9 protein-coding genes and 1 tRNA gene are annotated in these 12,025 nt (G+C 67.0%); 8 read left to right on the top strand and 2 right to left on the bottom strand.

Going from position 1 to position 12,025, the window contains the following annotated elements; all coding sequences use genetic code 11:
- Window positions 1-4 precede the first annotated feature (4 nt).
- The 5 genes from ACH2CY_RS22460 to ACH2CY_RS22440 all read left to right on the top strand — a co-directional run bounded on the left by ACH2CY_RS22460 (window position 5) and on the right by ACH2CY_RS22440 (window position 6,867).
- Window positions 5-2,074 carry an AsmA family protein gene (locus tag ACH2CY_RS22460; protein WP_395021869.1) on the top strand — a complete coding sequence of 690 codons (2,070 nt, stop codon included), beginning with the start codon at window positions 5-7 and terminating at the stop codon, window positions 2,072-2,074.
- 4 nt (window positions 2,075-2,078) lie between these two features.
- Complete coding sequence (locus ACH2CY_RS22455; protein WP_395021867.1) at window positions 2,079-2,798, top strand: ATP12 family chaperone protein; 720 nt, start codon at window positions 2,079-2,081, stop codon at window positions 2,796-2,798.
- 80 nt (window positions 2,799-2,878) lie between these two features.
- The gene (locus ACH2CY_RS22450) at window positions 2,879-4,411 is read left to right on the top strand and encodes an acyl-CoA carboxylase subunit beta (RefSeq protein ID WP_395021865.1); all 1,533 of its coding nucleotides are present in this window, start codon (window positions 2,879-2,881) and stop codon (window positions 4,409-4,411) included.
- A 172-nt stretch (window positions 4,412-4,583) separates the two neighbouring features.
- The gene (locus ACH2CY_RS22445; RefSeq protein WP_395021862.1) at window positions 4,584-6,569 is read left to right on the top strand and encodes an acetyl-CoA carboxylase biotin carboxylase subunit; all 1,986 of its coding nucleotides are present in this window, start codon (window positions 4,584-4,586) and stop codon (window positions 6,567-6,569) included.
- A gap of 1 nt (window position 6,570) precedes the next feature.
- Complete coding sequence (locus ACH2CY_RS22440; protein WP_395021861.1) at window positions 6,571-6,867, top strand: acylphosphatase; 297 nt, start codon at window positions 6,571-6,573, stop codon at window positions 6,865-6,867.
- On the opposite strand, the gene ACH2CY_RS22435 is transcribed toward ACH2CY_RS22440, so the two are convergent.
- Both ACH2CY_RS22435 and lipB read right to left on the bottom strand, forming a co-directional pair.
- Complete coding sequence (locus tag ACH2CY_RS22435; RefSeq protein ID WP_395021860.1) at window positions 6,864-7,121, bottom strand: DUF6455 family protein; 258 nt, start codon at window positions 7,119-7,121, stop codon at window positions 6,864-6,866. The genes ACH2CY_RS22440 and ACH2CY_RS22435 overlap by 4 nt on opposite strands.
- 109 nt (window positions 7,122-7,230) lie before the next feature.
- The gene (lipB, locus tag ACH2CY_RS22430; protein WP_395021859.1) at window positions 7,231-7,905 is read right to left on the bottom strand and encodes a lipoyl(octanoyl) transferase LipB; all 675 of its coding nucleotides are present in this window, start codon (window positions 7,903-7,905) and stop codon (window positions 7,231-7,233) included.
- A 96-nt stretch (window positions 7,906-8,001) separates the two neighbouring features.
- Between lipB and ACH2CY_RS22425 the strand changes: the two genes are divergently transcribed.
- The 3 genes from ACH2CY_RS22425 to mgtE all read left to right on the top strand — a co-directional run bounded on the left by ACH2CY_RS22425 (window position 8,002) and on the right by mgtE (window position 11,927).
- Window positions 8,002-8,086: transfer RNA gene (locus ACH2CY_RS22425), tRNA-Leu, on the top strand.
- A gap of 131 nt (window positions 8,087-8,217) precedes the next feature.
- A complete protein-coding gene (locus ACH2CY_RS22420) occupies window positions 8,218-10,515 on the top strand; it encodes an NADP-dependent malic enzyme (RefSeq protein ID WP_395021858.1) in 2,298 nt (765 codons plus the stop codon).
- On the top strand, window positions 10,512-11,927 hold the full coding sequence (gene mgtE / locus ACH2CY_RS22415) for a magnesium transporter (RefSeq protein ID WP_395021856.1): 1,416 nt from the start codon (window positions 10,512-10,514) through the stop codon (window positions 11,925-11,927). Before ACH2CY_RS22420 ends, mgtE begins: the two co-directional genes overlap by 4 nt.
- Window positions 11,928-12,025: the final 98 nt, after the last annotated feature.

Raw genomic sequence — 12,025 nt, 5'->3', positions numbered from 1 at the left:
GTTAATGCGGATCAAGCGCCTCCTGACCGGAGCGGCTATCGTGGTGGTGGGCGGTGCGGCCGCCGTTTTCGCCATCCTCCAGTCGGTCGATTTCAACAGCTACAAGGATCTCGTCGCCCAGCAGGTCAAGGCGGCGACCGGGCGCGACCTGGTCCTGGCCGGCGACGTGAAGGTGGCGCTTTCGCTGATCCCGCACCTGGAGATCGACCAGGTCTCGTTCCGCAACGCGGATTGGGGCAGCGAGCCGCAGATGCTGAAGCTCGAGAAGCTCGAAGCGGATGTGGCCCTGATCCCGCTGCTCTCCAGCCAGATCCAGATCAAGCAGGTGCGCCTGGTCGGCGCCGAGATTCTGCTGGAGACCAACAAGGACGGGCTCGGCAACTGGGTGATGGGTGAGCCTTCGAGCGGCGGCAGTTCAGCGCCGCTGCCGCAGATCAGCCAGGTGGCGATCGAGAACGGCAAGCTGCGCTGGCATAACGGCGTCACCGGCAAGACCCGGACCTTCGCGGTCGACAAGCTGACCATGGCGCCGAGCGACGCCGTCGGCAACCTCGCCATCGCCATCGACGGCAAGGTCGATACGATGCCGATCAGCCTCAAGGGCATCACCGGCACGCTGGCAAATTTCACCCAGGGCCCGCTCCCGATCAACGCCACCGGCCAGATCGCCGGCGGGGATCTCGCGATCAAGGGCGAGGTCGCGGATCCCGCGACCCTGAAGGGAATCAATCTCGAGCTGACCCTGGCCGGCAAGGCTGCCTCCGATCTCGGCGCCCTGTTCGAGGCGAAGCTGCCACCGCTCGGCGCCTACCAGCTCCGCACCAAGCTCGGCAATCCGGACGGCAGCTTCGTGTTCGACGGACTTTCCGGCAAGCTCGGCAGCACCGATTTCACCGGCCGCATCGAGATCGATCCGGCGAAGACACCGACCGTGATCAACGCCAGCCTGGCCTCCAGCCATCTCGATCTTGCCGATCTCGGCGTGAAGCCCGACGAGAAGAAGGCGACAGCGCCCGGCGACGGCAAGGTGTTCTCCGCCGAGCCCTGGGACCTGACCCCGCTGCAGGCGGTCGACGGCCAATTCCATCTCAATGTGCAACGCGCAATCTTGGGCTCGACCACGCTCGACAACCTGGTCGGCGAGGGGACGCTGGAATCCGGCGCGCTCAAGGTCACCACGCTGACCGCCGGGCTCGGCGACGGCACGCTCGGCCTTGCCGCCAATGTCAACGGCGCTGTCACCCCGGCGACGGTCGAGGCCCGCTTGCGCGCCAACAATGTGGACGGCGCGCCGCTGCTCGATGCCATGGGCATGGGCGGCGCCGTCACCGCCGGCCGGCTCAATCTCGAGGCAGCGGTCCAGGGCCCGGGCAGCTCCTTGCGCGCGCTGATGGCGGGCTGGAACGGCGGCCTGCATCTGGAAATGGGTGCCGGCGCCATCAACAACGATTTCGCGCGGCTGATGTTCGCCGATCTGTTCCAGCTGGTCACCTTCGGCGGCACCGCGAATGCCGCCAAGGTCAACTGCATGGTGACCGATTTCGCCACGGTCGATGGCATCGCCGGCGCGAAGACCCTGGTGCTCGACACGCCGGGTGTCACCGTCGTCGGCAGCGGCGACGTCAATCTCCGCGACGAGACCCTGCATCTCCATTTCGACAGCAGCTCGAAGCAGACCAACCTCGCCAACCTGGCGGTGCCGATCAATGTCGGCGGTACCCTGGCGAAGCCCGCCGTCTCGCCCGATGCCCTGGGCGCGGTCGGCAACACCGCGGACTTCGCCGCGCGCACCGCCAACAGCGCCACCTTCGGCGCGCTGGCATCGCTGACCGGCGTCGGCGCGGGCACCAGCCCGGGCGAGAATCCCTGTGTCAGCGCTGCCGCGGCCGGGGCGAAGCAATCCGCCGCCCCGTCCGCCGGCGACAAGATCATCAACGGCCTCAGCACCACCGGCGAGGGCATCGGCCAGGGCGCACAGGAACTGGGCGAGGACGCACTCGACGCCGGCAAGAAGGCGGGCGATGCCGCCGGCCAGGCGATCGACGACCTCGGCAAGAGCCTGTTCGGCAACTGAGTTCATGAGCATCGACGTCGCCCGCCGCTTCTACAAGGAAGCCACCGTCGTGGCTGACGGTGACGTCTGGCGCATCGCGCTCGACGGCAAGGTGGTGAAGACCCCCGCGCGCAACCCGCTCGGCTTGCCGACGCGCGCGCTGGCCGAAGCGATCGCCGCCGAATGGAACGCGCAGGACGTCAAGGTGAAGCCGGACACGATGCCGCTGATGCAGCTCGCCAGCACCGCGATCGACCGCGTGGCGCCGGACCGCGACCGCATCATCGCCGAGACCGCCGGCTATGCGGCGACCGACCTGGTCTGTTACCGCGCCGAAGGCCCGGACGAGCTGGCCCAGCGCCAGGCGGCCCAGTGGGACCCGCTGATCGACTGGCTGCGCGAGCGCTACGACGTTTCCCTCCAGAAGGCTGCGGGCGTGATGGCGATCCCGCAATCCGACCAGGCCTTGGCCGCGCTCAGCCGCGCGGTCGCCGCCCAGGACGACCTGCAGCTCACCGCCCTCGGGGTCATGACCGGGGCGGCGGGCTCGCTGGCGATCGGCTTGGCGGTCCTGGAGGGCCGGATCAGCCCCGAAGCCGCGGCAGAGGCCGCCCAATTGGACGAGCTCTACCAGGCCGAACGCTGGGGGATCGACCCGGAGGCCGAAAAGCGCCGGATCGCCCAAAAAGCGGACCTGATTGCCGCACGGCGGTTTCTCGATCTGTTGGCGACTGGTACAGGCTAAACCTTTCTGCTAAGGGGATTTCGCACCTGCGGCAAAAACAGGGCTTCAGAGCCCGCCGCGAGTCCTGGGGGGATGGTTCGATGCAGGAAATCCTTCGCCGGTTGGAGGAGAAGAGGGCGGCGGCACGGGCCGGTGGCGGCGAGCGCCGCGTCCAGGCCCAGCATGCCAAGGGGCGCCTCACCGCCCGCGAGCGGATCGAGCTCCTGCTCGACGCCGATTCCTTCGAGGAATGGGACATGTTCGTCGAGCACCGCTCGGTCGATTTCGGCATGGCCGAGCAGCGCGTGCCGGGCGACGGCGTGGTCACCGGCTACGGCACCATCAACGGCCGGCTGGTCTTCGTCTTCAGCCAGGACTTCACCGTCTTCGGCGGCTCGCTCTCGGAAGCCCATGCCGAGAAGATCTGCAAGGTCATGGACCAGGCGATGAAGGTCGGCGCGCCGGTGATCGGCCTCAACGATTCCGGCGGCGCGCGCATCCAGGAAGGCGTGGCGTCCCTCGCCGGCTACGCCAACGTGTTCCAGAAGAACATCATGGCCTCGGGCGTGGTGCCGCAGATCTCGCTGGTGATGGGGCCCTGCGCCGGCGGCGCGGTCTACTCGCCGGCGATGACCGACTTCATCTTCATGGTGAAGGACAGCTCCTACATGTTCGTCACCGGCCCCGACGTGGTCAAGACGGTGACCCATGAAAACGTCACCCACGAGCAGTTGGGCGGCGCGCTGACCCATTCGCAGAAATCCGGCGTCGCCGATCTCGCCTTCGAGAACGACGTCGAGGCGCTGCTGCAGCTCCGCCGCTTCATCGATCTGGTGCCGTCCTCCAACCGCGAGAAGGCGCCGGCACGCGAGACCGCCGATCCGATCGACCGCGATGAGCTCTCGCTCGATACCCTGGTGCCGCTCAACCCGAACAAGCCCTACGACATGAAGGAGCTGATCCTGAAGGTCGTGGACGAGGCCGACTTCTTCGAGATCCAGCCGGACTACGCCAAGAACATGGTGATCGGCCTGGCGCGGATGGGCGGCGAGACCGTCGGCATCGTCGCAAACCAGCCGATGGTGCTGGCCGGCTGCCTCGACATCGATTCCAGCCGCAAGGCGGCGCGCTTCGTCCGTTTTTGTGACTGCTTCAACATCCCGATCGTCACCTTCGTGGACGTGCCGGGCTTCCTGCCCGGCACCGCGCAGGAATACGGCGCCATCATCAAGCATGGCGCCAAGCTGCTCTTCGCCTATGGCGAGGCCACGGTGCCGAAGGTCACCGTCATCACCCGCAAGGCCTATGGCGGCGCCTATGACGTCATGAGCTCGAAGCACATCCGCGGCGATGTGAACTTCGCCTGGCCGACCGCCGAGATCGCGGTGATGGGGCCGAAGGGCGCGGTCGAGATCATCTTCAGGGCCGATATCGGCGACAAGCAGAAGATCGCCGAGCGCACCGACGAATACCGCGAGAAATTCGCCAACCCCTTCGTCGCGGGCGCCCGCGGCTTCATCGACGACGTGATCATGCCGCACTCGACCCGGAAACGGATCTGCCGCTCGCTCGCCATGCTCAGGGACAAGCAGCTCGAGAATCCCTGGAAGAAACACGACAACATCCCGCTGTGATGCGCATGGCCGTTTCGACTATTTGCCTTTTTAGTCTCGTCATGGTCCGCGCAGGCGGACCATCTACGAGTTTCTTTCCGCAGATCCGTTATGGCTCAGGCAAACTCGTGGATGGTCGGCCTACGCCGACCATGACGACCGAGTGGGTGCCGGCAGCGAGCGCAGGCGCCTGATGTTCAAAAAAATCCTCATCGCCAATCGCGGCGAGATCGCCTGCCGGGTCATCCGCACGGCGCGCGCCATGGGCATCCAGACCGTTGCGGTCTATTCCGAGGCCGATGCCGATGCGCTGCATGTGCGCGAGGCCGACGAGGCGGTCGCGATCGGCCCGGCCGCCGCGGCCGAGAGCTACCTCAAGATCGACAAGATCATCGATGCCTGCAAGCAGACCGGCGCCGAGGCCGTGCATCCCGGCTACGGCTTCCTCTCCGAGAATGTGAAGTTCGCGGAAGCCTTGAAGAAGGCCAAGATCGCCTTCATCGGCCCCGATCCGCATGCGGTCCATGCGATGGGCGACAAGATCGAATCGAAGAAGCTCGCCAAGGAAGCCGGCGTCAGCATGGTCCCGGGCTTCCTCGACGTGATCAAGGATGCCGAGCATTGCGTGAAGGTCGCGCGCGAGATCGGCTATCCGGTGATGATCAAGGCCTCGGCCGGCGGCGGCGGCAAGGGCATGCGCATCGCCCATGACGACGCCGAGGCGCGCGAGGGCTTCCGCTCCGCCAGCAACGAGGCGCGCTCCTCCTTCGCCGACGACCGGGTCTTCGTCGAGAAATACATCGAGCAGCCGCGCCATATCGAGATCCAGGTCCTGGCCGACGGGCACGGCCATTGCCTCTATCTCGGCGAGCGCGAATGCTCGATCCAGCGCCGGCACCAGAAGGTGATCGAGGAGGCGCCGAGCCCGTTCCTCGACGAGAAGACCCGCAGCGCCATGGGCGAGCAGGCGGTCGCTCTGGCCAAGGCGGTCAAATACAAATCCGCCGGCACGGTCGAGTTCATCGTCGACCAGAAGCGCAACTTCTACTTCCTGGAGATGAACACCAGGCTCCAGGTCGAGCATCCGGTGACCGAGCTCGTCACCGGCCTCGACCTCGTCGAGCAGATGATCCGCATCGCCGCCGGCGAGAAGCTGAAGCTCAGACAATCGGACGTGCGGCTGAAGGGCTGGGCGCTGGAAGCCCGCGTCTATGCCGAGGACCCGTTCCGCAACTTCCTGCCCTCGACCGGGCGTCTCATCCGCTATGTGGAGCCGCCGGCCGGTCCTTCAACCCGTGTCGATTCCGGCGTCTATGAAGGCGCCGAGATCAGCATGTTCTACGACCCGATGATCGCCAAGCTGGTCACCTACGGCGCCGATCGCCCGGCGGCGGTGGCGGCGATGCGCGAGGCGCTCGACGCCTTCTACATCCGCGGCCTCAACCACAACATCTCCTTCCTGTCGGCGCTGGCCGGGCATCCCAGGTTCCAGGCGGGGCGCCTCTCCACCGCCTTCATTGCCGAGGAATTCCCGGACGGCTTCCACGGCGTGACACCGGATCCCGACGCCACCGCCGATCTCGTCGCGGTGATCGCGACCGTGCATCACCTCTACGAGCGCCGCGCCCATGCGCGCGCGCCGCATTTCCAGGCCAAGGGCAGCAAGGTCGGCGGCGACTGGGTGGTGAAGCTGGACGGCGTGCCGCACGCCGTCTCGGTGGTGGAGACCGCCGACGGCTTCGCGGTGGTCGGCGGCAACAGCAGCCGCGAGGTGTTGAGCGCCTGGAAGCTCGGCGATCCGCTCTACCAGGGCCGGATCGACGGCCGGCCGATCACCGTGCAGATCGACCGCAACGGCGTCGGCTATCGCGTGACGCACGGCGGCGCCAGCTGCAAGGTCATGGTCTTGAACAGCCGCGCCGCAGAGCTCGACGCCCATATGCCGGAGAAGCTGCCGCCCGACATGTCGCGCTTCCTGCTGTCGCCGATGCCAGGCCTGCTGGTCAGCCTCGCCGTCACGCCCGACGAGGAGGTCAAGGCCGGCCAGACCCTCGCCGTGGTCGAGGCGATGAAGATGGAGAACATCCTGAAGGCCGAGCGCGATGGCAAGGTGGCGAAGCTTCACGCGAAGGCTGGCGACAGCCTGGCGGTCGATCAGATCATCCTCGAGTTCGCGTGAGATGATCGCCCTGCCGGAGGACTGGAAGACGGTACGGCTCACCATCCGTGGCCGGGTGCAGGGCGTGTCCTATCGCTACTGGACCGTCACCGAGGCGATGACCCGCGGCCTCAACGGCTGGGTTCGCAACCGGGCGGACGGCTCCGTCGAGGCGCTGGTCTCGGGTCCGATCCGCGATGTGGATTACATGATCGAAGCCTGTCGCCAGGGACCGAGGGCGGCCCGGGTCACGGCGGTCGAGATCGCGATCGAAGACGGCGCGGTCACCGGCGGCTTCGCGCAGCTCCCGACCGTCTAGCGTGCCTTGCTGCGGCGGTCGCCGCGGAAGCGCTCGAACATCCCGGCATTCGGGCAGAAGCTGCGGAAGGCGCGCGGATCGCGGTGCACGTCCGTCAGCCAGTAGCGGCAGGTCATCAGCGTCTTGCAGTCCTGGCAGCGCTTGATCGCGTGCTGCAGCTGGACCCGGCCCCAGTCGGTGGCCATCTTCTCCGGATCGACCGCGAGCGTCAGCATCATCGCGGTCATTTCCTTCGGCGGTGCCCGTCGCTCCATGGACGTTCTCCCCTGAATCCTGAAGGCTGAATGCTTTTCCGGCCAGGATACGCCCGGCAAAGACGGGAGGGACTGTGACAGGAAGCGGCGCGACGCGGTGTCGCGGGCTTCAGCCGAAGACCGCGTGGAAGCTGCTTTGCAGCGCCGCGTCCAGCTCCCCCCGACTTACCGCCTTCCCGAGCTTGGCCAGCGAAGTGACGCCGAAGGGCTGCGCGGCGCTTTCCCGGATGCCGCAAGGGACGATGCCGGCAAAATGCGCCAGCTCGGGATCGCGGTTGATCGCGATGCCGTGGAAGGTGACCCCGTGCCGGACCCGGACTCCCAGGGCCGCGATCTTGTCCTCGCGCCCATCATGGGAAACCCAGATCCCGATCCGGCCGTCGCGCCGCTCGCCCTTCACGCCGAGGCGCGCGAGCGTGCCGATGATCCATGCCTCGAGGTCGTGCACATAGCGCCGCAAATCGCCGCCGCGCGCCTTGAGGTCGAGCATCACATAGCCGATCCGCTGCCCGGGCCCGTGATAGGTGAGCTGTCCGCCACGGCCGGACTTGAAGACCGGCAGAGCCTCGGGCAGCAGCAGGTCCTCCGCCCGGGCGCTGGTGCCGGCGGTGTAGAGCGGGGGATGCTCCAGCAGCCAGACCTGTTCCGGCGCGGTCCCGGCGTGGATGGCGGCGGCCCGGGCCTCCATCTCGGCCAGGGCGGTGGGATAATCGACCAAACTCTCGGAAATCCGCCATTCCAGCGGCATCGGGGCGGGCTGGGCCAGGGGGGTTCCAGGGGCCATTCCGGGGGTGCTTTCTGCTTGATCGGGCACGGCCGATTTGCTATTCCCCCGGCCTGGATTAGGCAAGGGGCTGATCGTCATTCCCTCGCCCCCGCTGCGGTCGTGGCGGAACTGGTAGACGCGCAGCGTTGAGGTCGCTGTGGGGCAACCCGTGGAAGTTCGAGTCTTCTCGACCGCACCAATCCCTTCAGTGCAAAGCTGATATCGTTCGTGGGAGATCCCGCCGCTGTAGCGCGCGCGGGTACCTCCGCTATATGCTGTCCTCCCAAAGCACTATCCAGATTCTCCTGAAGAAATGGGGTCGAGGAACGGATGGCGGATGACAGCCTGAAAGCCGGCGCGCTCGAATATCACCGCCTGCCCAAGCCGGGAAAACTGGCCATCATCCCGACCAAGCCGCTGGCCAACCAGCGCGACCTGGCGCTGGCCTATTCCCCGGGCGTCGCCGCCGCCTGCGAGGCGATCGTCGCCGATCCCGGCGCCGCCGCCGAGGTCACCAGCCGCGCCAACCTGGTCGCCGTGGTCACCAACGGCACTGCCGTGCTGGGCCTGGGCGCCATCGGCCCGCTGGCCGCCAAGCCGGTGATGGAGGGCAAGGCGGTCCTCTTCAAGAAATTCGCCGATATCGACGTCTTCGACATCGAGATCGCGGAGACCGACCCCGCGAAGCTGGTCGATATCGTCGCCGCCCTCGAGCCCACTTTCGGCGGCATCAATCTCGAGGACATCAAGGCGCCGGAATGCTTCGAGATCGAGAGCAAGCTCCGGGAGCGGATGAAGATCCCGGTCATGCACGACGACCAGCACGGCACCGCGATCATCGTCGCCGCCGCGCTGATGAACGGGCTGGAGGTCGTCGGCAAGCCGATCGACCGGGTGAAGCTGGTCACCTCCGGCGCCGGCGCCGCCGCGCTCGCCTGCCTCGATCTCCTGGTGGCGCTGGGCTTCCCGATCGACAACATCATCGTCAGCGACATCGCCGGCGTGGTCTATGAAGGCCGCAAGGAGCTGATGGACCCGCGCAAGGACCGCTACGCCCGGAAGACCAATGCGCGCACCCTGGCCGATGCGATCAAGGGCGCCGACATCTTCCTCGGCCTCTCGGCGCCGGGCGTGCTGAAGCCGGAGATGGTCGCCACGATGAACGAGCGGCCGATCGTCTTCGCGCTGGCCAACCCGACGCCGGAGATCATGCCGGACGAGGTCAAGGCGATCCGCCCGGAAGCGGTGATCGCGACTGGCCGCTCGGACTTCCCGAACCAGGTCAACAACGTCCTCTGCTTCCCCTACATCTTCCGCGGCGCGCTCGACGTCGGGGCCACCGCGATCAACGAGGCGATGAAGATCGCCTGCGTAAAGGCGATCGCCAGACTCGCCCGGGCCGAAGTGTCGGATGTCGCGTCCTCGGCCTATGGCGGCGAGAGCCTGCAGTTCGGCGCCGACTACCTGATCCCGCGCCCCTTCGACCCGCGGCTCATCGTCGAGATCGCGCCCGCCGTCGCCAAGGCGGCGATGGAAAGCGGCGTCGCCACCCGCCCGATCGCCGACTGGGCGGAATACAAGGAACGCCTGCAGCAATTCGTGTTCCGCTCCGGCCTGGTGATGAAGCCGCTGTTCGACCGCGCCCGCCGCGACCCCAAACGCGTGGTCTATGCCGAGGGCGAGGAGGAGCGGGTGCTCGGCGCCGCGCAGACCGCGATCGACGAGGGCCTGGCCAAGCCGATCCTGATCGGCCGGCGCTCGGTGATCCAGAAGCGGATCGAGCGCCTCGGGCTGCGCCTGCAGGCCGGCCGCGACTTCGAGCTGGTCGATCCCGAGAACGACCACCGCTACAAGGAATACTGGACCCTCTACCACCGCCTGACCGAGCGGCGCGGCGTCTCGCCCGACGTGGCGCGCGACATCGTGCGCACCCGTCCCACCGTGATCGCGTCGCTGATGGTCCGCCGCGGCGAGGCCGATGCCATGCTCTGCGGCACGGTCGGCCGCTTCCACCGGCATCTGGAACATGTCAGCGCGGTGATCGGCAAGGCGCCGGGCAGCCGCTCCTTCGCGGCGATGACCGCGATCATCCTGCCGACCGGCACCTTCTTCCTCGCCGACACCGAGGCCAATCCCGACCCGACCGAGGACGAAATCGCCGAGATCACGATCCATTCCGCGGCGGTGATCCGGCGCTTCGGCATCGTGCCGAAGGCGGCCCTGCTCTCGCATTCCAACTTCGGCACCGACACCTCGACTTCGGCGCGCAAGATGCGCCGGGCGCTGGGCCTGGTGCTGCAACGCGATCCCGAGCTCGAGGTCGAAGGCGAGATGCGCGCCGATCTGGCGGTCGATGAGCAGATTCGCGCGCGCCTGTTCCCGAGCTCGCGCCTCTCCGGCAAGGCCAATCTCCTGGTCATGCCGAATCTCGACGCCTCGAACATCGCGCTCAACCTGTTGCGGCTGCTGGGCCAGGGCACCTCGATCGGCCCGATCCTGCTCGGCGCGGCGCAGCCGGTGCATGTGCTCTCGCCCACGCAGACCGTGCGCGGCATCGTCAACATGACGGCGATCGCGGTCGTGGAGGCGCAAGATGGTCACGAGAAGCGGTCGGGAGCCGCTTCTTGAGCCCGGCGGACCTCCAGCCGAACGAACCTGAACGCGCCCCGGTCGTCGAGACCGTGGACGAGGAAGAGCTTTACGGCCCCTCGCAGGAGCTCCTGCAGAACATCAAGGCGGCGCTGGCCGAAGCCGACATCCCGCAGGTCGAGGCGCTGATCGAGCCGCTCCACCCGGCCGATGTCGCGGACCTCATCGAGCATCTCGACCCCGAGGAGCGACGGCTCTTCCTCGAGATCACCAAGCATGTGATCGAGGCCGAGACCATTTCGCATCTGGAAGACACGCTCCGCGAGGAGGTGGTCGACCAGATGAAGCCGGAAGAGCTGGCCGAGGTCGTCTCGGAGCTGGATTCCGACGACGCGGTCGAGATCCTCGAGAATCTCGACGAGGAGAGGCAGCAGCAGGTCCTCGACGTCATCCCGCAGGAGGACCGCGTCGCCCTCGAGCAGGGCCTGACCTTCCCCGAGGACAGCGCCGGCCGCCTGATGCAGCGCGAGCTGGTAGCGGTGCCGCTGCATTGGAATGTCGGCCAGACCATCGATTTCCTCCGCAACACCAAGGACCTGCCGGACGACTTCTACAGCCTCTATGTGGTCGACCGGCTCCACAAGCCGGCGGGCTCGGTCGCGCTCAGCCGTGCCATCCGCTCGCCGCGCGACGCCAACCTCTCCGACATCATGGAGACAGAGCTTCGCCTGGTACCGGCCGACATGGACCAGGAAGCCGTCGCCTACATGTTCCGGCAATACGCGCTGATCTCGGCGCCGGTCGTGGATGACGGCGGCAAGCTGATCGGCGTGGTCACGGTGGACGACGTCGTCCGCGTCATCGACGAGGAGGCCGAGGAAGACCTGCTGGCGATCGTCGGCGTCGGCGACACCGATTTCCACGATCCGGCCCACATCACCGCCTTCCGCCGCATCCAGTGGCTGGTGGTCACTCTGATCAACACGCTGATCGCGGTGGCGGTTATCTCGCGCTTTGAAGGCATGATCGGGCAGTTCCCGTCACTGGCCGTGCTGATGCCGATCACCGCGGCCATGGGCGGCAATGCCGGCGTGCAGGTGATCACCGTCACCGTGCGCGCCCTGGCGACGAAGGACATCACGCCGAACAGCAACGTCTGGCGCATCATCGCCAAGGAGCTGCTGGTTGGCTTGATGAACGCCTGCATCTTTGCCCTGATCCTCGGCACCATCGGCGCCCTGTGGTATGGGCATATCGAGCTCGGCTTCGTGCTCGCCGCGGCCATGATCTTCAACATGGTCTGGGCGGGCTTCGCCGGCACCGTCATCCCGCTGGTCATGGACCGGCTCGGCCTCGACCCGGCGACCGGCGCCGGGCCGTTCCTGACCACGACCACAGATTGCCTCGGCTTCTTCTCCTTCCTCGGTCTTGCGACGTTGTTTTTGCGCTGATGGCGGACAGAGTCATCGCTTGCACCCCCTCCCAACCCTCCCCCAAAGTTGGGGGAGGGCTTTATACGGTGCCTCCATCTCCCTCCCTCATCTTCTGG

It is taken from the genome of Dongia sp. (genome assembly GCF_041905885.1).
In the GTDB taxonomy this organism is placed as follows: domain Bacteria; phylum Pseudomonadota; class Alphaproteobacteria; order Dongiales; family Dongiaceae; genus Dongia.
Note: the sequence above shows the minus strand (reverse complement) of the source record. Positions and strands in the feature narration are given on the sequence as shown.

Coding starts and splice junctions, on each gene's coding strand:
- ACH2CY_RS22440 (WP_395021861.1), top strand. CDS start 6,571: ATGATCGCCCTGCCGGAGGACTGGAAGACGGTACGGCTCACCATCCGT.
- ACH2CY_RS22435 (WP_395021860.1), bottom strand. CDS start 7,121: ATGGAGCGACGGGCACCGCCGAAGGAAATGACCGCGATGATGCTGACG.
- ACH2CY_RS22460 (WP_395021869.1), top strand. CDS start 5: ATGCGGATCAAGCGCCTCCTGACCGGAGCGGCTATCGTGGTGGTGGGC.
- ACH2CY_RS22420 (WP_395021858.1), top strand. CDS start 8,218: ATGGCGGATGACAGCCTGAAAGCCGGCGCGCTCGAATATCACCGCCTG.
- ACH2CY_RS22455 (WP_395021867.1), top strand. CDS start 2,079: ATGAGCATCGACGTCGCCCGCCGCTTCTACAAGGAAGCCACCGTCGTG.
- ACH2CY_RS22450 (WP_395021865.1), top strand. CDS start 2,879: ATGCAGGAAATCCTTCGCCGGTTGGAGGAGAAGAGGGCGGCGGCACGG.
- lipB (WP_395021859.1), bottom strand. CDS start 7,905: ATGGCCCCTGGAACCCCCCTGGCCCAGCCCGCCCCGATGCCGCTGGAA.
- ACH2CY_RS22445 (WP_395021862.1), top strand. CDS start 4,584: ATGTTCAAAAAAATCCTCATCGCCAATCGCGGCGAGATCGCCTGCCGG.